Below are 23,034 nucleotides of genomic sequence, written 5' to 3'. Positions count from 1 at the left end.
CGAATTCCGGCCCTTCTCTTTCACTTTCAGTTCGGTGGGCATGGTTCAGTCCTCCGAGGTCAAGGTCAGCCGAAACGTCGGCTTGCCGGGCTTGACGGTGCGCGCCGGCTCGAACTGCGCGCGCAGCGCCGCGGGCCAGTGGTTGAAGCGGGACTCGGACACCGAGTACTCGACATCGAGGTAGTCCTCGACGCGCTCGCCGGCGGCGGCGATGCGCCGGGCAATCGCCGCCAGTTGCACCTGGTCCCAGGACACGCGCTTCGGGACATCGACCGTCACGCGCAGCGGTCCGTCGTTCAGGTGCACGACGCCGAAGTCCTTGCCGGCCTCGAGGCGTGCAGCGCGGGCCTGCTCGCCGTAGGCGGCCTCCAGCGCGGCGTCGAACTTCGCGCGGGCCTGCTTGAGCCAGGCGAGCGCTTCGTCGAGGTTGCGGCTGATCTCCGCCTTCTGGCGGGCGGCAGCGCGGCCAGCTGGCCGACGGACATCGCGGCGATGTCGGCGGGGTAGAGGGTCAAATCGCTCATCGCATCCCCCTTCAGCGCGCCGCGCGCTCGGAGGTCGAGTCGTGCAGGGCACCACGCTCGAACTCGATGACCGACTCCAGGGGGTAGCTGACGCGCTTGGACAGCTTCAGGTAGCGCGGGCCACGCCCTTCGCTGCGCCAGCGCTGCAGGGTCTTGGGGCTCAGGCCCCAGCGCTGCGCGAGCTCGTTCTCGTTGAGGACCCGACGATCGCCGGGAGACAGACCGTTGATCGCATCGACCGGCGACCGGGTGATGGTGCTTGCCGTTGTCGGCATGGAAGCCTCCTATGACGCTGTTGAGGAACAGGTGTCATTGCAGGCTTCGGGTGGCGAACATACGAGGGACGCAATGGCGAACCACGCGCAAACTTCGGGTTCGCCAATCCGCACGCGTCCATGCCAAAACGGCGAGCACGCGGCTCGCCGTTCTTGGGGACAGGGGGATGGTCAGCGGCCCACATCGGCGCAACTGACGGAACTGGCCGGCACCATCGCGCATCGCGTGTGCCGGCACCTGACGCGCAAAGGCTGGCTGGAAGGCGAGGACGAATCCGTGTTTCTGTCCGACAGCGCGGGTAGCGACGACGGCATGGACGCGCTGCGGATGAGTTCGATCACCTACCGCATCGCCACCGGTCGCGACGCTGGCCGCAAGGTCGTCACCCTGAAAACGCTACCCGGTGATGCGGGTTCTCTGGACGGCGACGCCGGCAAGGTCGGCGGCTTCTCGCTGCATGCCGGCGTGGCCGCGGAAGCACACGAGAGCCACAAGCTCGAAAAGCTGTGCCGCTACATCACGCGCCCGGCGATCAGCGAGCAGCGGCTATCGATCTCATCGCAGGGTAGGGTGCGGTATCAGCTCAAGACGCCGTGGCGCAATGGGACCACGCATGTCGAATGGGATGCGGTGGACTTCATCGCCAAGCTGGCGGCACTGGTCCCGCCGCCACGCGCGCATCTCACCCGCTTCCACGGCGTATTCGCCCCGAACGCGAATCTGCGCGCGCAGGTGACGCCATCGGGGCGCGGCAAGCGGCCTGCGGGCGATGCGGCGCCAGTGGACGCAAGCGCCCACGACGAGCCGCGCAGCCCCGAGCAGAAGCGCCGTGCGATGAGCTGGGCGCAACGGCTCAAGCGGGTCTTTTCCATCGACGTCACCACCTGCGCCCACTGCGGCGGCGCGGTACGGATCGTCGCCAGCATCGAGGAACCCACCGCCATCCGCGCCATCCTCGCCCACTTCGAGAAGCACGGCGCGCTGGAGCAAGCGCACTACCGGCCCGCAGCGCGCGCCCCGCCGCCGGCCGCGTGACGAGGTGCCGGCCACTCAACCGGAAGCGAAAGCAGAATCCGATCCGATGCGGCCACGACCCCGCAGGGCTGCGCTCGGCCCTGTGCCGGGATTCGGTGAGAAATGGCTACGCACTGAGCCGCTGCGTGGCCCCGCGATGTCGAAAACCCACGCATGAACCCCCGATCTGTGCCCGATCTGTGCCCAAAGCGGCGCTTGCGCGGCCGCTTCCTACCTGCCAGACTCGCAAAAAAGGGCGGTTGAACTTCCTATACCCAAACCGTACTTGGGGGAGTACGTAGGCATGTCGGGGACGTTGTTTCGCAAGGAAGTCGTGGAGGTCCGGCGCGGGGAATGGCTGGGCTCCATCGTGATGGCGGCGCCGTTGTCGCGCTGGCTGCTCACGGCCTTGGCGCTGTCGGTCGCCACGGCGTTGCTGCTATTTCTTTTTCTCGGTTCCTATACCCGCCGCGAGACGGTGGCCGGTCAGCTGGTACCCAGCGCAGGCTTGTTGAACGTTGCCGCGCCCACTGCCGGTACCGTAGTGCGGCTGCGCGTGCGCGACGGCCAGCCCGTCAAGGCAGGGGAGGCCCTGCTCGAGCTTGCCGGCGATCAGGACAGCGCGGCGCTCGGCAGCACGCACGCCTTGGTGGGCCAGCAGCTCGAAATCCAGCGCACGCGGCTGGCCTCGGACCTGGACGAGCAGCAGGTATTGGTCAAGCAGCAGGCAGCGGCGCTCAAGGCCAAGATCGGGCTGTTGAGCGCCCAGCTCGACCAGATCGCCGGCCAGCTGGATTTTCAGCAACAGCAGGTCACCAGCAACCGGCAATTGCTGGAACGCATCGAACCGCTGTCCGCCAAGGGCTACGTATCGATCTTGCAGGTGCAACAGCAGCGCACGGCGCTGCTCGACGCGCAGACGCAGTACAAGGCTCTCGTCCGTCAGCAGTTGGATACGCGGCAGCAACTGGAGGCCGCTCGCCAGGCACTCTCGCAATTGCCGCTGGAAGCGGCGGCCAAGCGCAACGAGACCGAACGGCAATTGGCGTCCGTCCTCCAGTCCATGGCGCAGAACGAGATGGCGCGAGCGGTGGTGCTGCGCGCGCCGCGCGACGGGGTGGTGTCGGCCGTGCTGTTCAAGGAAGGGCAGATGGTGAGCGCCGGGCAGCCGCTGCTTTCGCTGCTGCCGGCCGGCGCGACCTTGCAGGCGCAGCTATTGGTGCCCAGCCGGGCGATCGGTTTCATCGCCCCGGGCAACCGGGTAGTGCTGCGCTACCAGGCATTTCCCTATCAAAAGTTCGGGCAGCAGTACGGGCGCGTGGACGACGTCTCGCGCAGCGCCCTGGCGCCCTCGGAAGTGGCGGCCCTGGTCGGCGAGCAGGCAAAGGAGCCGCTGTACCGGGTCCAGGTAGCGCTGGACAGCCAGCGCGTCATGGCCTACGGCAAGGCCGAGCCGGTCAAGCCGGGCATGGCAGTGGAGGCGGACATTCTGATGGAACGGCGGCGCCTGATCGAATGGGTGTTCGAGCCGCTGTACGGCATCGGCCACCGGTTGGGAGGGCAGGCGCATGGCTGACGGTGCGCAGTCCAGCTCGACGGCCGCCAGCGCGGGTATACATACCCGTCTGCAATTCGGCTGGTCGCGCCGCTTGCCGATGCTGTTGCAGACGGAAGCGGCCGAATGCGGCCTGGCCTGCCTGGCGATGGTGGCGAACTACCACGGCCACGACATGGACCTGGCCAGCTTGCGCCGGCGCTTCGTCGCTTCGCTCAAGGGCGTGACCCTGGCCCGGCTGATGGAGATGGCCGGAAAGCTCGGTTTCGTTTGTCGCCCGCTGAAGCTGGATCTCGACGATCTGGCGCAGTTGCGCACCCCCTGCGTGCTGCATTGGGACCTCAACCATTTCGTCGTACTCAAGCGCGTCGCGCGTCGCGGCATCGTTATCCACGATCCGGCGGGCGGAGTCCGCAAGTTGGGCATGCGCGAGGTGTCCGATCATTTCACCGGCGTAGCGCTGGAACTGTCGCCAGCCGCCGACTTCGCGCCGGTGCGCGAACGGCAGGCGGTCTCGCTGCGTGCGCTCACAGGCAAGGTGCAGGGCCTGGCGCCCGCGCTGGCGCAGATCCTGATGTTGGCGCTGGCGCTGGAAGTTTTCGCATTGGCCGCGCCGTTCTACCTTCAATGGGTACTGGACCAGGTGCTGGTCTCGGCCGACCGCGACCTGCTTACTTTGCTGGGTCTGGGTTTTGGCGCGCTGGCGATCCTGTCGGCGCTGGTCACCGCCGCGCGTTCGTGGGCGGTGACCTGGCTGGGCGCCACGCTCAACGTGCAATGGGCCGGCAACCTGTTCGGCCACCTGATGCGGCTGCCGCTGGACTGGTTCGAGAAGCGCCACGTGGGCGACGTGGTGTCGCGCTTCGGCTCCATCCAGACCATCCAGAAAACCCTGACCACGCAGTTCGTCGGTTCCCTGCTGGACGGGTTGATGTCGCTGGTCACGCTGGTGGTGATGGCTTTCTACAGCGCATGGCTGACGCTAGTGGTGCTGGGGCTGTTCCTGGCCTATGGCTTGGCACGCTGGTTGTGGTTCGGGCCACTGCGTCGGGCCAGCGAGGAACAGATCGTCTATGCCGCGCGTCAGCAGAGCGAATTGCTGGAATCTATCCGCGGTGCCATGCCCGTCAAACTGGCCAACAAGCAGGACGAGCGGCTGGCGCGCTATGCCAACGCTACTGTCGCCGCCACCAACCGCGATATCGGCGTCCAGCGGCTCACCATCGCCTTCGCGTTGGGCAACCAGTTGATGTTCGGGCTGGGGCGGGTGGCGTTGATCTGGATTGCCGCCGCGTTGGCGCTCAGGAACGAGTTCTCGGCCGGCATGCTGGTGGCGTTCATCGCCTACGCGGACCAGTTCACCAGCCGGGCAGCGGGGTTGGTCGACAAGTGGACGGACTTCCGCATGCTGCGGCTGCATGCCGAACGGGTGGCGGACGTTGCCCTGACTGCACCGGAGCCGCGGGCCGAGACCGCCTGGACGGGCCCCGCTCCCGAGGCCAGCGTGGAACTGCGCAACGTCAGCTTCCGCTATGCCGAGGGTGAGCCGTGGATCCTGAGGCACTGCAACCTGCGCATCGAAGCGGGCGAGTCGGTGGCGATCACCGGTCCCAGCGGCTGCGGCAAGACCACCTTGGCGAAGATCGTGCTTGGTCTGCTCGAGCCTACCGAAGGCGAAGTACTGTTCGGCGGCATAGACATCCGCAAGCTAGGCCTGGACACCTATCGCCAGTGGGCCAGCGCGGTGATGCAGGACGATCAGCTCTTCGCCGGCTCCATCGCCGACAACGTCAGCTTCTTCGATCCGGAGGCATCGATGGAGCGGATCGTGGCGGCGGCGCAGATGGCGGCGATTCACGAGGACATCGTGCGGATGCCGATGGGTTACCAGAGCCTGGTGGGCGACATGGGTTCCAGCCTGTCTGGCGGACAGAAGCAGCGGGTGATTCTGGCGCGGGCGCTGTATCGGCAACCGAAGCTGCTGGTCCTTGACGAGGCGACCAGTCATCTGGATGTGGAGCGTGAGCGATTGATAAGTACCACCATACAGCATTTAGCGCTTACGCGAATCATTATTGCGCATCGGCTGGAAACGATGGCCAGCGCGGACAGAATGCTTGCCCTAGTTGATACGCAAGCCAAAGTTTGCCAAACCGTAGATGTGGCGATTGGCAAAGCTGAAGCCGGAGCGGCGGATATATCCGGCGTACAAAAGGAGTGACGAGTGATGAAAGAATTGACTATGCATGAAGTTGGTCAGGTCAACGGTGGTATGTTGGCTCTTGATATCGCCGAGGCTTGGGTTGGAACGGTAGCAGGTGTGGGATTGGGTTTGGTCGGAGCGCCTGTGCTTGTGGCTGGAGCTGTTGGACTTGGCCTTGCTGGCGCGTTTATTGCGACAAGCCATCTGCTTGAGAAATAGCGAGTGTGTGGGCGCTGGCCATGTTGATACATGGCCAGCGCTGTTTAATTCCAAGGGTTGTTAAGGAGGATTCATGAACAAGATCTCGGGAGGCAAATTTGGGGCGTTGCTTCTTGGAACGATGATTGCCATATTCATGATGGATATTATGATTTTCTTTTTCTTGAGGATGTATATAAATAATAATTTTTCAATTTTGGTTGCGCTTGTTTTTGTGGCTATAGTGGCCCCCTTGGTTGCAAGAGCAATATTTTTGCACAGGAAAGATGGAAATTGAGAGATGCGATGACGAAGCCGATCTCGAAGAAAAAAGTGACTTCTAGGGAAGGTCTGATCAGTTGCCGCCATGTGACATCGACGAGCGATGCGTGCCCGCCATATGACCTGCCCCCGCAGGTCGTACCAGTGATTACTGGCAAAGTCCGGGGTTGAAGGGTACTTCGTTGCTGGGTTGTTGTGTTCGGTGGTTGGCGGCGAACTGCGCTGGTGGGATGCGACCGCAACTGCTGTGAGGTCGAACCTCGTTGTAGTCACGTCGCCAGTCGGCGATGACGTCGCGAGCTTGGGCGAGCGAGATGAACCAATGCTCGTTGAGGCACTCGTCGCGGAACTTGCCGTTGAAGCTTTCGATGTAGCCGTTTTGCGTCGGGCAGCCCGGTTCGATCAGGATGTGCACGATACCGTGTTGCTGCGTCCAGGCGATGAAGGCGCGGCTGGTGAACTCCGGCACGTTGTTATACCCCGGCCGCTTCCTACCTGCCAGACTCGCAAAAAAGGGCGGTTGAACTTCCTATACCCGACGCCAATCTTCCTGCGGCACCGGGACGCAGAGGCGCCGGACGCCGATGCAAAGCCGTGCATGCCCCCTGATATCGAAAATGCGAGGTGCTGATGTCGAACCGCCTGCCTGACTTGGCACTTGCGGCTGCGGCCGCTGCCTTCGGCATCGGCATCGTTTTCCTTTTTCGCTCGATGTATCTTGCCGAAGACACGCTGCCTTTCGCGCAGGAGATGACGCTCATCTTTCTCGGCGCTGTCGTGACGATCATTCTGACCGCGGCGCTTCTCAACCGCCAGACCGATCTCGAGCTTCGCAAGGAAGGAAGGGTCATCATCCTCCAGCAGCAATGCGACATTTACATGGCCTGCATCGAGAAGGTCGCAGAGATCGTGGAAACCGCAAGGCACGATGCGAAGCTGATCGATGAACTGCGTGTTCTCAGCCACAAGCTGGCTGTGGTCGCGAGTGCAGGGGTCGTGTCCAGCTTCGAGCAGGTACTGGAGAGCTTGCAGTCCGGTTTTGCTGACGGCACGCTCTCGGACGGGGACGGAGAGCGCGTGATGAATGCCGTCGCCGATCTCACGATAGCGATGCGGTCGGACGTCCTGCACGCTGCTGCCTTTCCTTCGCAGAACACCGAACGCGCCGTTCGCCTGAATTCGAGGCGAATGGAAAAACTCGACGATCTCGAACGTCACCTTCTCGTATCCACCGACACCCGGGAGAACTGATATGCGCGGCCATAATCGCCCACCATTCCCGCCGAAAATTCCTGGAACCGATCTGCCATCCTGGGACGTGCCGACCGCGATCATCTACCGTCCTGCCCGTTCCGCGATGACATCGGCGCCTCGGCCCAACTACTGGGTCCTGGCCTGAGGCGATCGGCCCGGTGCTGGGCATCGTGCATCGTGTGATCGCCGGTTGGCTTGCCGATCAGGCCGGCGTGCCGCGGGATACGGCGCAATGCGGCGTGGTGACCCTGATCCAGCGCTTCGGCAGCGCGCTGAATCTCAACATCCACTTCCACATGCTGTGGCTCGACGGCGTGTACGAGGACACCACCGAGCGTCCGCAGCGCAAGCCGCGCCTGCACCGCACCCGTGCGGCCGGTCACTGGGCCGGTGGCGGAAAACCCAGCAGCCGGCGCTGTTCGGCCCAGTCGCGGGGCAGCAGATCGTGCCGGCCACGCAGGGTCTGCAGGTTCAGATGGCGGGGCTGGCGCCCGTCCAGGATGGCCTCGACGATGTCGGGGGCCAGCAGGGTCATGCGCAGCACCTCGGCCGCCCAGCCTGGCTCCAGTTTCAGCGCGCGCGCCAGGTCGGCGGTCGTCGGATAGACGCCTTCGTCGATCAGCCGCTTCCAGTAGAAGGCCTTGCCGAGCGTCTTGATCATCGGCGCATCCAGGCCGCCCGCGGCTGCGGCTGCGGACTCGGGCGTCGGCGGGATCAGGAGCTTGCGGTTGTGCCTCCGCTTGATCGTCAGGGGCACCAGGGTCACCCGCTGCCCTGCGCTGACGTAGCTGCGCGCATCGTTGCCGACCTCGATGCGGATCGCGCGACGGCGGGAGTTCGGCGTCGGATCGGGAGGCGAGCGGGTCATGTCAAGACCTCCTCGGCAGGCGCGCGGCACTCGTCGACCAAGGGATGCACGCCGATCTCGGGCCCCAATCCCAGCCAGCCGTCTTCACGCCAGAGGATGTCGAGTCCGTACTCATGCAGTTGGACCCGCTCGATCAGCAGCCGCGCGATGCGTTGCTGCTCGGCCGGGAACAACTGCGCCCACACGTCGCCGATGCGTCGCATCGCCACCACCACCTGCGCTTCGTCGAGGGCGGCACCCGCCGGGTGGCGCTGGCACGCCCGCCAGGTACCGATCAGCACCTCCGGCGCCGAGAGCGCCGCGTGGATCTGCGTCAGCACCGCGTTCTCGATCTCGGCCGCGGGCAGATGGCCGACGTCTGGGGCGTCCGGCGCCAGGCTCGCGCCCGCGTTACGACGCTTGTGCAGGTAGGGGACGTAGTAGCGGTAGGTGCGTCCGCTCTTCTTCTTGACGAAGGTGTGCAGCATGCGCTGGCCGTCGGGCGCGAACAGCAGGCCCGCGAGCAGCGCCGGGTGTTGGGCCCGGTGTTCGCGCGGCGCCTGCTTGCGGCGCTCGATGAAAGCGTGCACGGCGTCCCACAGGTCTCGTGGCACGATCGCTTCGTGTTGGCCGGGATACCACGTGCCGTGGTTGCGGATCTCACCCAGGTAGATGCGGTTGCGCAGCAGCGCGAAGATGTATTGCTGGTCGATGGGTCGGCCCGTGCGCCGGCGCCCGCCTTGGGTCACCCAGGCCTTGGTGGTGTGCCCCTCGATCGCCATCTCCCGCACCAGCCGTGCAGCCGAGCCATGCTCGGCGTAGCGCCGGAAGATGTCACGCACGAGTGCGGCCTCGCGCTCGTTGACGACGAGCTTGCGATCGACGACGTCATAGCCCAGCGGCGGCATGCCGCCCATCCACATGCCCTTCGCCTTGGAGGCGGCGATCTTGTCGCGGATGCGCTCGCCGGTGACCTCGCGCTCGAACTGCGCGAAGGACAGCAGGATGTTGAGCGTGAGCCGCCCCATCGAGGTGGTGGTGTTGAACTGCTGCGTGACCGAGACGAAGGAGACGCCGTTGCGGTCGAACACCTCCACCAGCTTGGCGAAGTCCGCCAGGCTGCGCGTGAGGCGATCGATCTTGTAGACGACCACGATGTCGATCCTGCCGGCCTCGATGTCGGCCAGCAGGCGCTTGAGCGCAGGGCGGTCGAGATTGCCGCCGGAGTAGCCGCCGTCGTCATAACCCTCCTCGATGGCGATCCAGCCCTCATGACGTTGGCTGGCGATGAAGGCCAGCCCCGCGTCGCGTTGGGCCTCCAGGCTGTTGTACTCCTGGTCCAATCCCTCGTCGGTGGACTTGCGGGTGTAGACCGCACAGCGCCTCGATGGCGTGACGGGACCAGGCGTCGGCATGGTCGACGGGGATGCGGGCCATCGTGATCTCATGCCGGCTCCTTCCGTCCGTCCTTGGTCTTGAGGCCGAAGAACGCGGGGCCCGACCAAGGCGTGCCGGTGATGTGGCGGGCAATCGCCGTCAGGCTCTTGAACCGCTGCCCCTGATACTCGAAGTCATTGGGCCCGCGCACCAGCACCCGGTGCTCGACGTCGTCGAACATCCGCGTGAGCACCGTGCCCGGCAGCAGCCGACTCGCGTCACGGCGCAGTTGGCGTGGCAGGATGCCCGTCTCACCGATCTCCTCGAGCTTGCGGCGGGTCGCGGGCTTCAATCCGCCGAAGGCGCGCTCCTGGATCCTGTAGGCGAGCCGGCTCTCCAGCCAGGTGCGGTGGTGATGCTTGGGCCGCTCCTCGAAGTACTCGTCCCACAGCGCCCAGAGGCTGTCCATCGGCAGGTGGGGCAACCGGGCGACGCGGGCGGCGACGGTGGCCGGGTCCGCGGGGCCTGCGTGTGTCGTCATCGGCGAACTCCTCGTGCGTGATCGGGGTTCGCATTCACGCGCTGTGGCCCGCAGAAGCCAAGGCCAACCGAGTCGCTGTCGGTGGCGGGACGGCCAGGCGGCGGAAAGGGGCGTGCGCGCAGCCGCAGCAGGGCGCAGGCCAACAGATCGACGATCTCTTGGTGCGCGTGCCGAGGCCGATCAGCCTCGAGGGCCGGGGAGAGGGGTTCGGGTTCGTGCATGGTCGGCGTTCCGATGGAAAACGCTGCTCATGCTAGAAACCGAAGGCACTTCGCGTAACGTGTTTGAGCTGGCGTGTGCGGAAAGGAGGAAGGCCACTGGTTCAGGCCGTGGTTGGTGTCGGAGACCAAGTCGACGGCGGGTTCTTCCGGAGCCACTCCAGGAAGTACTCGCCAGTATCCACGGGGGACGCGCTTGAACGGTATTGCTCCAAACACATCACGTACTGATAGAGCATTGCGTTGGCGATGCTTTCGGACAAGACCCGCTCCGATTCAAGAATGAGGTCGGCCGCCAGCAAGGAGCCATGAGCAATCTTCGACCGCCATTCGTAGACCTTGCGCACGGCAGCCTTGAGCGTCAACCCATCCGTCCGAACGCAGTCTTCCGGCTCTTTCTCGAAGAGCGCGCAAGCCAGATTTCTAATTCCGGCCTCTTCCTTACCACCGCACAAAATATCTAGTGCGAAACCAAACATCGGCAGTGCGACGAAGTCCGCGTCGGAGACGCATGCCCGACCATACCAGTGAATGGCATTGCTCCATCGCTGAGACAGCTCAGGTAGGTTTTCCTGCGCGGGCGTCGGACTGATGACGACCGTGATGCAGTTCCCGGCTGCCTTTCGGAAATCTATGGAGGCGTCGATCAATTCCTGAGCTGCGCCGGGAGCTCCGCCAACGCCTGGTATTTCCATTCCTGAACCAGCGGTCAGGTCGTGCCCAGCCATCTGCCGTAGTCGCTCGATGGCGCGAGGCGGGCCGTGGTCGGCTGAGGTGAATATCCTTTTCTTGTTGCTGCCTGGGATGAGGAGCCGTATGCCGTCGATGGCAATTCTGGCTGCGAGCAGTGCTCGACGCTGCGCCTCTTGATCATCAAAGCCTTCAATGGCGACACACGCAATTCTTTGTTCTGCTGACGCAAAGCGCGTCACCGTCCGGATTGCCAACTTGACGATCTGATCGCAGTCACCATCAGCGCCGTCGCCATCGTTGCTAGCCAGCCCCCAAGCCGTTTCAACACCTGATCGCCATGCGGGACGACTACCTCGAAGGAGTTCCACCTTGTCTAGCCATCCCGATCGATCAACGAATTCAACGGGTCCGACGGAGAAACTCCCATACTCCTGGCGGACGAAGAGCCACACTGGCACATAGACAGTCTGGCTGGTCGGGGAGGCGGTGAACGCAGTGGAGATGGCTTCTCGGTACTGCTTCCATCTCTCATCGTCATCGGCGACTTCAACGAGTGATGAAAGATTCGCTCCGAGCGCGAGCATCGCCCGCTTGAACATTTCATCTCTGCTGAGAGTTCGGGCAAGCGCGGCGTCATTGATTCGGATGTTGTCGATGATCTCCGTTATGCAGCCAAGTGCCCGATCGGTGGTCGGATAGAAGCCACTGCTTCCCGCCGGGATAGAAGGAGGAAACGGCGAGTTTCGAGGACCTTGCAGCCATTGCTTGTATTCTTCGCTTTCTGGGCTCTGGAGCCGAAGGGTCTCCTCCAGGGCGTCCTTCAGTCGCTGGGCATTTGTAGTCATGGGGCATCTTCGGCGACGGCTCTGAATTCAGCGTACCGGTAACCGCTCGTTCGCGACGAACTGGTCGTAGCTCTCGCCGTCCTGCCACGCCCGATCCCAAGCGCGCGGCTCAGCGCTTTCCAACAGCAGCAGGGTCAGGACGCGATCTCTCGAGGCGTAGCTGTGCTTGAACTCACGCAGCTTCATGTAGGGTGCCTCCTCCGGACACCAGATCGCAGCAGACATCTCGATGCCGTCCCACGCCTGCACGACGCTCGCGTCGGCGGCGAGCGTGCCGGGTAACGGCTCTTGCGGATCGCCGGTGCGTCGGATGCGCGCCCGCGTCCTGACGGCGCTGCTGCTGCGCCATTCGTACTTCGCGTAGCCGTTGTCCCAGTAGACCAGGATGGCGCGCTGCGAGGTGAACTTGATGAAGCAGATGCACAGCGCCTCGAACGAGACCTGGAAGCGCTTGGCAATGGCGCTGAGGACGTGCAGATCGATGCGTCCGTTCGAGATCCACTCGCGCAGCCGATCGCCGGGCATCAGCAAGTTGCTGGCGAAGTCGTCGGCCTCGCGCTCGATCAGGCGCATCGTCTCGTGGCCCGAGTAGACGCTCTCCTTGTCACAGTTGAAGCGCTGCTGCCGGTCGCGGTGCAGGATGAAGTGCCCGAGCTCGTGAGCGATGGTGAATCGCTGGCGCTGCGGGCTGACCGTGCCGTTGTAGGCGATACCCCAGACCTCAGGGTCGCCGGGATCCCGCGCCAGCATGCCCTCGAAGGCATCGTCGTTGAACTGCACCGGGGGACGAATTTCCCGAACCCCTTTGCCGTAGGGCGTGGTCGGCAGCATTTGCCGCACGACATCGAGATCGATGGCCTCGGGCACGTCCGCGCCGTACCATGCCCGCAGCCACTTGTGGACATGGCTGGCAGCAATCGAACCGGTGAGGTGGCACGCGGTGCCCAATCGTCAGTCCCCGCCCTGGCCCTTGTCGGGGAACATGATCTCGAGCGCCTGCCGGTAGCGTCTCTTCTCCTCCTCCGTCATCCCGGCGTACTCGCGGAAGAAGGCCACGTCCTCGGGACTGGCCTCGGGAACCTGGGGGATGGGCTCACCCATGATGTCTTCCATCGTGACGCCCAACACCCTGGCCAGCGCCTGCACGCGCTCGGCGGAGGGGCGTTGGCCCTCCTTCATCTCCAGTTCCCAGATGTAAGCCTTGGTGCAGCCGACCGCGTCGGCCACCTGCTGCAGGGTCAATTTCTTCGCCTCGCGGAATCGCCGCAGGCGAGATCCAAACGCGGAAGCCATGGCGATGTCCCGTCTCGAATCACGGGAAGTGTTGGAATGCGATCCGACAGTATAGCCCTGTGATACCAAACGCCGCTAGATGTGCCATGCAGTTTGACAAGCGGATCAGGCCGGGACACAATCGCGCTGTATCACGCTGCTTTACTTTGGCGTGACACAAGTTCAGTCAGCCGTCGCCGGCCCGCGTGCCCGAAGCCTCGGTCAGCAGACCTCCGACGTCACCTCAAGGAAAGGACCGAGACGCGATGAAGAAGACCTATGTCGACGTGCTGCAGGCGCTGCCGCCGGATGAGACGCTGCACCAGTTTCTCGCCAGCCATGGGCTGGCGGTGCCGCCAGCGCTCGATGCACAGCCGCACGAGCCGCCGAACCGGGCCGTGATTGAAGCCATAATGACGTGGGGCGACACCTCGGCGCGCGACCGGCTGACGGCCGAGCTGGTGGCCAGCGTCGCGCTGGGTGATGCCGCGGGCGGCCAGGCGATGTTCGAGGCGGCGCTGTCCGATCCCGCCGTGGTGACGGGCCTGGCGTTGTGCCAGAGCGACCTGCATCGCTCGTTCTGGCTGTACGTGCGGCACCGGGCGCTGTTCGAACGCGCCAGCGATCTCGATTTCTGGGCGCACCACAGCGCCCAGGCGCAGCAATACGACTTGGGAGTGCGGCGCCCTGCGATCCCGACGGACGCCGCACTGGCCGGTCTGCGTCGAGCGATCTCGGCCTACTACCAGCGCGAGCGCCAGTGCGGCGAGGGCTGTGTGGCCTATCTCGTGCCCAGGAGCCCCGGCATCCACCTGCTGACGGTGCACGTCAAAGACCTGGCCGAGCTGCGCCTGGAGTTCGAGGGCGTGGTGTTGAAGCAGCGCGTGGGCAACCCGAACATCCACATGGTGTTGGAGTACGCCGAAGCCACGGGCGTGGTGCGCACCCTGGCGCGCGGCGGTCACAAGGTGCAGCAGATGCTGGTGGAGGCCTTCGCCGAGCATGTGCTCGGGGTGAAGGCCACGCCCGAGCGTATCAAGGCCCCGGCGCTGGACTTGTCGGCGCTGCGCACGGGCTTCGATGTGCCGGAGGTGTTCGAGGACGGCTTCTCGCTGGTGCAGCTGAAGTCGCTCACGCTGCTGAGTCCGGAGGGAGATCTGAAAATCGAGTGCACGGCCATGCAGGCCAGTCAGCACCGCTCGGTGCATGAACTGCTGCGCGATCAACTGCCGGGCCCGCTGGAAGGCCGCTGGGCGGTGCTGGCGGCTCAGATCAACCTGTACTACCCTCCCGAGCCAGGGCGCACCCGGGCGCGCGTGGTGCCCATCGAGGTCACGAGCCGCGGGCGGCTCAACCTGCACCAGTTCGATGCCAAGCTGCAAGCGCAGCTGGAGCGCTACCTGGTACGCATCGGCATCCTGCGCCCCGGCCAGACCTTGAGCGCACAGGAGGCACCCTTCGCCGCGGGCACGGTCAGGGCGACGACTCCCGAGGACGCGTGAGATGTCGGCACACGAGGGCTGGCAGTTCGTCTGCCGGCTGTTCGCCGCGGGCATGCCGGTGCTGCGCGCCACCCTGTCGCCGCGCGAGGTGGCGCTGCTGCCGCACCTGGGCCGCGCGATCCAGGCGGCCGTGACTGATCAATCTTGCGTGCTGTGCCCGCATTGTGCGCTGCATCGGGCGCCGGTGTTCGGCGACGGGCGCGGCGGACGCTTGTGCCGCTGCCCGGACTGCGGGCCGGTGCCGGTCTCGCCGCAGGACGGCGCAGCGCTGCGGTTGAACGAGGACTGGCTGCGCCAGAAGCTGCGCCTGGCCCTTGCGATCGACAGCCGCGACGGCATCGACGACCTTGGTGACGGCGTGTGGCGGCTGGGCGAATCCCGGCGCGCGCCGGTGCTGCTCGCACGCGACATCGTGAGGCTGTGGCAAGAACCAGCGCTGCTGGATCGGGTGCGCGTGACCGGTGGCGACGTTCGGGTGATTACACCCAAACCGCGCGAAACGCGCGGTGCGCCCTTCGGGCCGGGCGTGCAGTGGTGGGCGTTGGAAGATCGCTTCACCCTCTACGGTGGCGGCATCGCGCTCATCGGCCTGCCGGGTGAGCCGCCAGACCCGCAGGCCAGCGATCCAACGACGCCAGTGAAGGGGCCTTTCTCGGCGGATTTCCGCTGGGTCACGCTGCCCGACTGGCCGCACGGCCCGATCCGGCTGACCGAGGCTCAGGCAGCAGTGTTCGAGGCCCTGTGGTCGTTCAAGGGGGAGCCCCGCACCGCCGAACAGGTCATGCGGCGTGCCGGGCTCGACAGCGCCAAGCCCATCGACGTGTTCAAGGTCAAGACGCGCGACAAGGGCAAGCCGGAAGCCGAAGGGCCACTCGTTGCATACCGGGCCCTCGTCCAGGTCGTGCAGGGGCGCCCGGGGCTGTACTCGATGCCCTGTGCTGCAGCATTGAGCCCCGTGCAGGCTTGATGCCTTGCTCATCCAAGCACGATGGACAACCGATGGCAGTGACGCACGTGCAAGTCACTGGGCCACAAGGCCATTTGCGTGCGCTTCCGCAAAGAAGTTGGCGCGGATTTCGAGAGAAAAGAGGGCGAAAGAGAGTCGAACCGGGCGACTTCCGGCCACCCTGCCACTACCGCGTGGCACACGCGGAACGCCGCCAAACCCCGCATGGTGTCGCGGAACCCGCAAATGAAAACGCCCAACCGATGAGGGTTGGGCGTTAGGTATTGGTGGTGCAGTCAACCACCGATTTCGAACTCATTTTCCAAACCCCTGCGCAATCCTTCGGGCCAGTGCGGAAAGTTTCGGGCGTTTGTCCGTTTCACGCCGCCCCCGCAGGAGCACGCTGTAGCCCCGCTGCTCACGGTCTCACTGGATTTCAGCGTCATCGTTCGGCCAATGCCTCGACAGATCCATACTGTCGTGAAGCAGGCGGAGCACCTCGATGACTCGCCCCGGGGCAACCCGGAACACGACGAAGTGACGGCCCTTTCTGCCCTGCCGCGCCACATGCAGGGTGCGAATGCCGGGCGCGATGTCGTCCCTCGCTTTGGCCCCCAGGATGTCGGGCCCCTCGTGCAAGGCCTCGATGGCTTGTGTCACGGTGTCGACGTAGTACCCAGCCTGCCGGGAACCGAAGCGCTCCGCCGTCCACGCCGCGATGTCGAGCAGATCGGCCTCGGCACTGGCGGCCAGGCGAACGCGCCACGGCTCGCTCATGCTTGGGCGAGCGTTTGGGCTGTCACGGCCTTCAGGTGAGCGCGCAAGGATTCCTTGGTATCGAACGTCTTGTAGCGTCCCGCTTCGATATCGGCGATGCCCGCCTTGGCGGCGGCGCGCAGCGCTTCGAGGCGGCTGGCGTCCTCGGCCTCGCGTTGTTCGACAAGACGCAAGCCCTCGCGCAGCACTTCGCTGGCGTTCTGGTAGCGGCCGCTGGCGACCAAATGCTCTACCAGCGCGGCCTGGTGATCGGTGAGGACAACATTGCGCGTCGGCATGACGATCTCCTTGCAGGAAAGATTGGCATAGTATGCCAACCCTACACCCGGAGTGCAATCCCGATGGGTCACTCCACTGGGGGCTCCGCTGGGGGTAACCCGCATGCACGGCCCCCCGTCGCAGCCTCGCCAATGCAACATTTTTGATACATCCCCGCGACAATATGCCATCTTGCTATTGACAGCCCCCCCATTACAATTAGTCGCCCCTGAAATATTCATAACCTCATGATTTTTCGTGTGTTATTGTCTGTTTGCGAGTACAATTTCCCCCAGATTTGATGGTCTGATGCGCCGTTTTCTGGGAGTTTTTCGATGTTTGCCTGCCCCGCCACCGAGGACTTCTTCCGCGCCCGGCTCGATCAGATGATCGACCTGCGCCATCCGCTGGCGGTGCTGACCTCGCGCATGCCGTGGCAGGAGTTGGAAGCAAGGCTGTCGCACCTGTTCATGCGCAAAGCGCGCGCAGGTGTCGCGATGCCCGATCTGGACCTCTTTGGCGAATCTCCGGTGCGCGCAGCTCGGGCGTCCAACGCAGGCCGACCCCGCGTGCCGCTGCGCGTGATGATCGCGCTGCTGTATCTGAAGCACGCCTTCAACGAGTCGGACGAAGGGGTGGTCGAGCGCTGGGGCGAAACCCCCACATGGCAGTTCTTCTCGGGGCGGGCGTACTTTGAACATCGCCGGCCGTGCGACGCCACGACGCTGGTGAAGTTTCGCCGGCTGCTGGGCGAGGAGGGGGTGGAAGAACTCCTGGCGCAGACGATCAACGTGGCGGTGGGAACCGGACTCATCAAGCCGCAGGAACTCAAGCGCGTGGTGGTGGACACCACCGTACAACCCAAGGCGGTGGCGCACCCGACCGACAGCCGCTTGCTCGAGACCGCGCGCACCAAGCTGGTGCAAGCAGCCAAGCAAGCCGGCATCGCCTTGAAGCAGACCTTTGCCAAGGAAGGCAAAGACCTCAGCCGCAAGGCAGGACGCTATGCGCACGCGCGGCAGTTCGCACGCATGCGCCGGGTCATCAAGCGTCAGCGCACCATCGTGGCCAGACTGCAGCGCGAGATCGAGCGCAAGGCTGCCCGCCTGGGGCAGGCCATACGCGAAGCGCTCGGTGAGACCTTGAACAAGGCTGTGCGCATCGTGGCGCAAACCGCCAACCGCAAGGCCACCGAAGAGGGACGCAAGCTCTACGCCTGGCACGCGCCGGAGGTGGAGTGCATCAACAAGGGCAAGGCCCGCTGCCCTTACGAGTTCGGCGTCAAGGTCGGCATTGTCAGCACCTTGAAGCACAGCCTGATCTTGGGCGCACGGGCCTTCCACGGCAACCCCTACGACGGCCACACGCTGCAAGCCCAGATTGAGCAGGCCACCATCCTGATGCAGGACACTGGCATCAAGCCCAGCACAGCGTTTGCCGATCTGGGCTACCGCGGGGTGGAAGCCGACATTGCGGATGTGCGCCTGGCGCACCGCGGCAAGATCAAGCGCCTGACGCACGAGGAGCGCAAGCTGCTCAAGCGCCGCCAGGCCATCGAGCCGGTCATCGGGCACTTGAAGCAGGATCACCGCATGGACAGGTGCCATCTCAAGGGCGAGCAGGGTGACCGGCTGCACGCGGTGCTGTGCGCGGCGGGCTACAACATCCGCTGGCTGCTGCGCATGATCACGAAGAAGGGCGTGCCCTTCTTGAGGCGAGCTTTTTTGCGCCTCATTGCGGCCGTGCGCCTCATCGGCCGGTGGCTCGCCCAGCGGCGGCCAACCGAGACCAGTGGCGCCAACCCTGCCCAGCTGCGGCTAAGGGCGGCGTGAAAATGAATTTTTCAGGGGCGACTAAGTACGGGTTGGGCAAGGCGAAGTTTCCAGCCCTCCCAGTGCTGCCGGTGATAGCGGGCTGTGCAGAATGCTTCGGGCTCGGGCTCGTCGGGCACGATCGTCGCATCAGCGAAGCCATCCATAATGGATGCCTCGACCCAACGCTCCATGAGCCTGTCAGCTGCCGCTGGAGCGATGGCGATATCGGCGTGGAAGCGGTCGTAAGAATTGACCATGACGCGGGCCGCGCGCGCGAGCGAAGGCACATCCTCAGGCCGGGCCAATCGCGTGGCGTACCGCTGGGCCGGTGGACCCGAAAGGGCGCGATGGTAGTGACAGCGCGTCTCGATGAGCTCGAACCCGTTGGCCGAGATTGCACGGATCAATGGGAGATCGGCAGGCGAGACCGCAGCAAACACGTAGTCGATCCGCTGCTGCTTGAACAGGTCTGCGACTGCCGTCAACGCCTGCGCCATCTCCCGACCGTCATCGCGTGTGGCAGCCGTGCGTCCCGGCCGCACCACCGCATTCAGCCTAGCCATTCCGAGGCCGAAGAACTCGGAATCCCAGGGGAGCCTCTCCGCCAGGACCCACACCTCGCTATGGTCCACGTGCACAACGAAGCGCAGGTCATCCGCTGCCGTGAGCGGCCGCAGCCACTGGCCGATGAGTACGTCGCGGTCGTAGTCGGCGTCAAGCCCTCGAATGAATGAGTGTGGCCCTGCTATGCCTGCGTTGCTCAAGACATCATGCAGCTGCTCTGTACTGTAGGCCTCGGTCAGGCGGCGGATGCGCGTGTTCACATTCATCGAATGTTCCCCGCAGCCGCAAGTTCCAGAAACTCCCCATAGTCCCTAATGTACTCGGCGGGGTCGTAGTACTCGGATGCAAATACCAGCAGAACTGCGTCGGGCGAGTACTTGTACTGGATCCCCCACGTCAGCGGTGGAAGATGGAGACCAACGCTGGGATCGTCTAGCACAAACTCCTCACGCATAGAACCGTCATCTGCCACGACCGAAAGACTGCCGTGCGCACAGACGAGGAACTGGTGACACGTCCGATGCGCATGTTCCCCGCGCACTTCCGCATTGGGAACACCAAATACCATGAAGTAGCGGCGCGCCTCGAAAGGCAGGGTGCGTCCGAATTCGCCGACGGTGAGATTGCCGCGGAGATCGAGCACCTTCGGTAATTTGTGCAGCGTGACACCGCGCACGCGGCTAGGCGTGGCCCCGGGGTTCTCCGGGGCACGCGATGCGGCAATCTGGGTGGCCGCAGCTGCGACATCGGTGTACCCGACGATCTGTGCAGGGTTCCCGGCGACGACCGCATGGGGCGGAACGTCGCGCGTCACGACGGCCCCGGGCCGGACGATGCGGTCACTCTCGCTCATTTCCAGTAAAATGCTGATTTGTTCAGCGTGTCCTTAAATCCGTATACCCCATGGGAGGAGGAGGCCGATGTACGATTACATCATTGTCGGCGCGGGTTCGGCGGGCTGTGTGCTGGCGAACCGGCTCAGCGCGGATCCGAGCGTGCGGGTGTGTCTGATCGAGGCGGGGCCCAAGGACAAGTCCCCGCTCATCCACACGCCGATCGGCATCCTGTCGCTGATGTGGAGCCGCAAGCTGAACTGGCGCTACTACACCGAGCCACAGCCCCATCTCGACAATCGCCGCCTCTATTGGCCGCGCGGCAAGACCCTGGGCGGCTCGAGCTCCACCAACGCGATGATCTACACCCGCGGTCACCGCTGGGACTACGACCACTGGGCCGAGCTGGGCAACCGGGGGTGGAGCTACGAGGAGCTGCTGCCCTACTTCCGCAAGGCCGAGAACCGCGAGGCCGGGGGCGACGAATACCACGGCACCGGCGGGCCGCTCAACGTCGCCCGCTTGCGCAAGCCCAACGAGCTCTCCAAGGCCTTCGTCGAGGCGGGGGTGCAGGCCGGCTATCCCCGCAACGACGACTTCAACGGTCCCGAGCAGGAGGGGGTGGGCCTCTACGAGGTCACCCAGAAGAACGGCCGGCGCTGGAGCGCGGCGCAGGCCTACCTGCGCGAGGCCGAGAGCCGTCCCAATCTGGATATCGTCACCGACGCGCTGGTCACGCGGATCCTGCTCGAGGGCAGGCGCGCGGTGGGGGTCGAGCTCCGGCGTCGCGGGGTCCGGCAGACCCTGCGCGCCGCCGCCGAGGTGATCGTCTCGGGGGGCGCCATCAACTCGCCGCAGCTCCTGATGCTCTCCGGCATCGGGCCGGCCGAGGAGCTGCGGCGGCACGGCATCGAGGTCCGGCATTCGCTGCCGGGGGTCGGCCGCAACCTCCAGGATCACCTCGATGTCATGATCGTGCACAAGTGCCGCAAGGCGGTCTCGTACGGGTTCGCCCTGGATTCCCTGTACAAGGGGGTCTTCGCGCTGTTCGAGTACCTGCGCAAGCGCCAGGGCATGTTCGCCACCAACGGCGCCGAGGCCGGCGGTTTCGTGCGCAGCGGCGACGACCAGGCCATACCCGATCTGCAGTTCCACCTCACGGCGATGCGCCTCGACAACCACGGCCTGAACCTGCCCTTCCTCTTCGGCCACGGCTATTCGCTGCACATCTGCGAGCTCCGCCCGAAGAGCCGGGGCTACATCTCGCTCAATAGCGCCGACCCGGCCGAGCCGGCGCACATCCAGCCCAACTACCTCGAGGCGCCGGAGGACATGGAGAAGATGGTGCGCGCGGTCAAGGTCGGGCGGGCGGTGCTCGCTCAGCCGGCCTTCGATCCCTACCGCGGGGCGGAGATCTTCCCCGGCGAACGGGTCCGGAGCGACGACGAGATCCGGGATTTCGTGCGCCGGAAGGCGAACACCATTTACCACCCCGTGGGGACGTGCAAGATGGGACAGGACGACTCGGCCGTGGTCGACGAGCGCCTGCGGGTGCGCGGAATGGAGGGTTTGCGCGTCATCGACGCCTCCATCATGCCCACGCTCGTCGGCGGCAACACCAACGCGCCCACCATCGCGATCGCCGAGAAGGGCGCGGAGATGATTCTCGAGGACCGCAAGCGCGGCCGGGAGCCGAGCGCGACCGTGGCGGTCGCGGCGGCCCAGTGAGGGAACCTGTGGATTGGCGGGAGGAACGACGATGAGCGTGACGGCGCTGAACGCCCAGCGGACGCGGTCCGAGATGGACCGCATGCAGGAGGTCTTCCAGAGCCAGCGGCGAGCCTTCGACCGCGATCCCATGCCGTCGGCCGAGGTTCGTCGCGAGAACCTTCGTCGGCTCAAGGCGGCGATCCTGCGCTATCAGGGGCGCCTGGCCGATGCCGTCAACGAAGACTTCGGCTGCCGTTCGCGCGACGAGACCATGCTCGCGGACATCATGCCGACGGTCAGCCAGATCAACTACCAGCTCAAGAACGTCCGGCGGTGGATGAAGCCCGAGCGGCGCCATGTCGGGGCCGCTTTCCAGCCGGCCAAGGCTTTCGTCCAGTACCAGCCCTTGGGGGTGGTGGGCATCATCGCGCCCTGGAACTACCCGATCCAGCTGGTGCTGGAGCCGCTCGCGACCGCGCTGGCCGCGGGCAACCGGGCGATGATCAAGGTGTCCGAGTTCACCCCGGCCACCAACAAGACCCTCGAGGCCATGCTGGGCGAGGTCTTCCCCGAGGATCACGTCGCCATGGTGCATGGCGAGGCGGAGGTGGCGCAGGCCTTCACGCGCCTGCCCTTCGATCACCTGCTCTTCACCGGCTCGACGGCGGTGGGGCGGCAGGTGATGCGCGCCGCCGCCGAGCACCTCACCCCCGTCACCCTCGAGCTCGGCGGCAAGTCGCCGGCGATCGTCTCGGACACGGTCCCGCTCGATCACGCGGCCGAGCGCATCGCCTTCGGCAAGGCGCTCAACGCCGGGCAGACCTGCATCGCCCCGGACTACGTGCTCTGTCCCGCGGACCGGGTGGACGGGTTCGTCGAGGCCTTCCAGCGCCGGGTCTCGCGCATGTACCCAACGCTGCGCGACAACCCGGACTTCACCGCCATCGTCAACGACCGGCAGTACGAGCGTCTGACGAGGTATCTGCGCGACGCGCGCGAGAAGGGGGCGCGTATCGTCGAGATCAACCCCGCCTCCGAGAAACTGGAGGACGTGCGCAAGCTGCCGCTCACGCTGCTGCTCGACACCACGGAAGACATGCTGGTGCGACAGGAGGAGATCTTCGGGCCGCTGCTGCCCGTGGTGCCCTACGACAGTCTCGACGAGGCGCTCGAGTACGTGCGGCGCAATCCGCGCCCCTTGGCCCTGTACTACTTCGATTACGACAAGCAGCGGCAACGGCGGGTGCTCGAGCAGACGCACGCGGGCGGTGTCTCCATCAACGATACGCTCTCGCACATTGCCCAGGACGACCTGCCCTTCGGCGGCATCGGCCCGTCGGGTATCGGTCGCTATCACGGCAAGGAGGGTTTCCTGACCTTCTCGCACGCCAAGAGCGTGTACGTGAAGCCGCGCTTCAACGGCGCGCGCTTCGCTTATCCGCCGTACGGTCTCGTCAACAAGCTGATCTATCGGCTCTTCATCCGCTAGGCCCCGCGGTGTCCGCCCTGAAACCGGGGCGGACGTCCCTGG

General features: G+C 65.0%; 22 protein-coding genes and 3 pseudogenes. 12 read left to right on the top strand and 13 right to left on the bottom strand.

Features of this window, described 5'->3' with window-relative positions; translation table 11 throughout:
- Nucleotides 1–45 precede the first annotated feature (45 nt).
- A complete protein-coding gene (locus tag ALSL_RS12320; protein WP_198410654.1) occupies nucleotides 46–579 on the bottom strand; it encodes a hypothetical protein in 534 nt (177 codons plus the stop codon).
- Nucleotides 536–799: a helix-turn-helix transcriptional regulator gene (locus tag ALSL_RS12315; RefSeq protein WP_008648927.1), complete on the bottom strand. Its 264-nt coding sequence runs from the start codon at nucleotides 797–799 to the stop codon at nucleotides 536–538. Before ALSL_RS12315 ends, ALSL_RS12320 begins: the two co-directional genes overlap by 44 nt.
- 178 nt (nucleotides 800–977) lie before the next feature.
- Between ALSL_RS12315 and ALSL_RS12310 the strand changes: the two are divergent.
- From ALSL_RS12310 to ALSL_RS12285, 5 genes and pseudogenes are all read left to right on the top strand, one after another.
- Nucleotides 978–1,835 (top strand): annotated as a pseudogene (locus tag ALSL_RS12310) (transposase); the annotation flags it as partial.
- Between the two features lie 283 nt (nucleotides 1,836–2,118).
- The gene (locus tag ALSL_RS12300) at nucleotides 2,119–3,390 is read left to right on the top strand and encodes a beta-barrel domain-containing protein (RefSeq protein ID WP_126539524.1); all 1,272 of its coding nucleotides are present in this window, start codon (nucleotides 2,119–2,121) and stop codon (nucleotides 3,388–3,390) included.
- Complete coding sequence (locus tag ALSL_RS12295; protein ID WP_126539522.1) at nucleotides 3,383–5,590, top strand: peptidase domain-containing ABC transporter; 2,208 nt, start codon at nucleotides 3,383–3,385, stop codon at nucleotides 5,588–5,590. The genes ALSL_RS12300 and ALSL_RS12295 overlap by 8 nt, the downstream gene beginning before the upstream one ends.
- Nucleotides 5,591–5,596: 6 nt before the next feature.
- Nucleotides 5,597–5,791, top strand: a complete 195-nt coding sequence (locus ALSL_RS12290) for a hypothetical protein (protein ID WP_126539520.1) — start codon at nucleotides 5,597–5,599, stop codon at nucleotides 5,789–5,791.
- A gap of 73 nt (nucleotides 5,792–5,864) precedes the next feature.
- The gene (locus ALSL_RS12285; protein WP_126539518.1) at nucleotides 5,865–6,068 is read left to right on the top strand and encodes a hypothetical protein; all 204 of its coding nucleotides are present in this window, start codon (nucleotides 5,865–5,867) and stop codon (nucleotides 6,066–6,068) included.
- A 132-nt stretch (nucleotides 6,069–6,200) separates the two neighbouring features.
- On the opposite strand, the pseudogene ALSL_RS12280 reads toward ALSL_RS12285, so the two are convergent.
- Nucleotides 6,201–6,518: pseudogene (locus ALSL_RS12280) on the bottom strand (integrase core domain-containing protein); the annotation flags it as partial.
- Between the two features lie 164 nt (nucleotides 6,519–6,682).
- Between ALSL_RS12280 and ALSL_RS12275 the strand changes: the two are divergent.
- Together ALSL_RS12275 and ALSL_RS12265 are read left to right on the top strand one after the other, a co-directional pair.
- Nucleotides 6,683–7,303 carry a hypothetical protein gene (locus tag ALSL_RS12275; protein WP_126539516.1) on the top strand — a complete coding sequence of 207 codons (621 nt, stop codon included), beginning with the start codon at nucleotides 6,683–6,685 and terminating at the stop codon, nucleotides 7,301–7,303.
- A 137-nt stretch (nucleotides 7,304–7,440) separates the two neighbouring features.
- A pseudogene (locus ALSL_RS12265) lies at nucleotides 7,441–7,681 on the top strand (transposase); the annotation flags it as partial.
- 4 nt (nucleotides 7,682–7,685) lie between these two features.
- On the opposite strand, the gene ALSL_RS12260 reads toward ALSL_RS12265, so the two are convergent.
- From ALSL_RS12260 to ALSL_RS12230, 6 genes are all read right to left on the bottom strand, one after another.
- Entirely contained in the window at nucleotides 7,686–8,174 is a 489-nt protein-coding gene (locus ALSL_RS12260; RefSeq protein ID WP_126539514.1) for a hypothetical protein, read from the bottom strand.
- Nucleotides 8,171–9,568, bottom strand: coding sequence for a recombinase family protein (locus ALSL_RS12255; protein WP_126539512.1), 1,398 nt, complete (start codon nucleotides 9,566–9,568; stop codon nucleotides 8,171–8,173). The genes ALSL_RS12260 and ALSL_RS12255 overlap by 4 nt, the downstream gene beginning before the upstream one ends.
- Before the next feature lie 29 nt (nucleotides 9,569–9,597).
- A complete protein-coding gene (locus ALSL_RS12250; RefSeq protein WP_126539510.1) occupies nucleotides 9,598–10,071 on the bottom strand; it encodes a DUF2924 domain-containing protein in 474 nt (157 codons plus the stop codon).
- A 322-nt stretch (nucleotides 10,072–10,393) separates the two neighbouring features.
- Nucleotides 10,394–11,827: a HEPN domain-containing protein gene (locus ALSL_RS12240; RefSeq protein WP_126539507.1), complete on the bottom strand. Its 1,434-nt coding sequence runs from the start codon at nucleotides 11,825–11,827 to the stop codon at nucleotides 10,394–10,396.
- Nucleotides 11,828–11,854: 27 nt separating this feature from the next.
- On the bottom strand, nucleotides 11,855–12,775 hold the full coding sequence (locus ALSL_RS12235; protein WP_198410653.1) for an ImmA/IrrE family metallo-endopeptidase: 921 nt from the start codon (nucleotides 12,773–12,775) through the stop codon (nucleotides 11,855–11,857).
- A gap of 3 nt (nucleotides 12,776–12,778) precedes the next feature.
- On the bottom strand, nucleotides 12,779–13,120 hold the full coding sequence (locus tag ALSL_RS12230; protein ID WP_119352879.1) for a helix-turn-helix domain-containing protein: 342 nt from the start codon (nucleotides 13,118–13,120) through the stop codon (nucleotides 12,779–12,781).
- Between the two features lie 245 nt (nucleotides 13,121–13,365).
- On the opposite strand from ALSL_RS12230, the gene ALSL_RS12225 reads away from it, so the two are divergent.
- Nucleotides 13,366–14,601, top strand: coding sequence for a hypothetical protein (locus tag ALSL_RS12225; RefSeq protein WP_019559507.1), 1,236 nt, complete (start codon nucleotides 13,366–13,368; stop codon nucleotides 14,599–14,601).
- Between the two features lies 1 nt (nucleotide 14,602).
- On the top strand, nucleotides 14,603–15,568 hold the full coding sequence (locus tag ALSL_RS13780; protein ID WP_019559508.1) for a hypothetical protein: 966 nt from the start codon (nucleotides 14,603–14,605) through the stop codon (nucleotides 15,566–15,568).
- A gap of 405 nt (nucleotides 15,569–15,973) precedes the next feature.
- On the opposite strand, the gene ALSL_RS12215 is transcribed toward ALSL_RS13780, so the two are convergent.
- Together ALSL_RS12215 and ALSL_RS12210 are read right to left on the bottom strand one after the other, a co-directional pair.
- On the bottom strand, nucleotides 15,974–16,324 hold the full coding sequence (locus tag ALSL_RS12215) for a type II toxin-antitoxin system RelE/ParE family toxin (RefSeq protein ID WP_062196848.1): 351 nt from the start codon (nucleotides 16,322–16,324) through the stop codon (nucleotides 15,974–15,976).
- Nucleotides 16,321–16,602, bottom strand: a complete 282-nt coding sequence (locus ALSL_RS12210) for a type II toxin-antitoxin system ParD family antitoxin (RefSeq protein ID WP_062196849.1) — start codon at nucleotides 16,600–16,602, stop codon at nucleotides 16,321–16,323. Before ALSL_RS12210 ends, ALSL_RS12215 begins: the two co-directional genes overlap by 4 nt.
- A gap of 315 nt (nucleotides 16,603–16,917) precedes the next feature.
- Here ALSL_RS12210 and ALSL_RS12205 point away from each other — a divergent pair, with 315 nt between their 5' ends.
- Nucleotides 16,918–18,414, top strand: a complete 1,497-nt coding sequence (locus ALSL_RS12205; protein ID WP_231700226.1) for an IS5 family transposase — start codon at nucleotides 16,918–16,920, stop codon at nucleotides 18,412–18,414.
- Between the two features lie 11 nt (nucleotides 18,415–18,425).
- Here the strand turns inward: ALSL_RS12205 and ALSL_RS12200 are convergent, their stop codons facing one another.
- Nucleotides 18,426–19,226: a hypothetical protein gene (locus ALSL_RS12200; RefSeq protein ID WP_126539546.1), complete on the bottom strand. Its 801-nt coding sequence runs from the start codon at nucleotides 19,224–19,226 to the stop codon at nucleotides 18,426–18,428.
- Nucleotides 19,223–19,813, bottom strand: coding sequence for a sugar 3,4-ketoisomerase (locus ALSL_RS12195; protein WP_126539544.1), 591 nt, complete (start codon nucleotides 19,811–19,813; stop codon nucleotides 19,223–19,225). Before ALSL_RS12195 ends, ALSL_RS12200 begins: the two co-directional genes overlap by 4 nt.
- Nucleotides 19,814–19,880: 67 nt before the next feature.
- Between ALSL_RS12195 and ALSL_RS12190 the strand changes: the two genes are divergently transcribed.
- Nucleotides 19,881–21,521, top strand: a complete 1,641-nt coding sequence (locus ALSL_RS12190; RefSeq protein ID WP_126539542.1) for a GMC family oxidoreductase — start codon at nucleotides 19,881–19,883, stop codon at nucleotides 21,519–21,521.
- Nucleotides 21,522–21,552: 31 nt separating this feature from the next.
- Nucleotides 21,553–22,992 carry a coniferyl aldehyde dehydrogenase gene (locus ALSL_RS12185; protein ID WP_126539540.1) on the top strand — a complete coding sequence of 480 codons (1,440 nt, stop codon included), beginning with the start codon at nucleotides 21,553–21,555 and terminating at the stop codon, nucleotides 22,990–22,992.
- Nucleotides 22,993–23,034: the final 42 nt, after the last annotated feature.

The organism is Aerosticca soli (assembly GCF_003967035.1).
Taxonomy (GTDB): Bacteria; Pseudomonadota; Gammaproteobacteria; order Xanthomonadales; family Rhodanobacteraceae; genus Aerosticca; species Aerosticca soli.
This window is presented reverse-complemented; position numbering and strand designations above follow the sequence as displayed.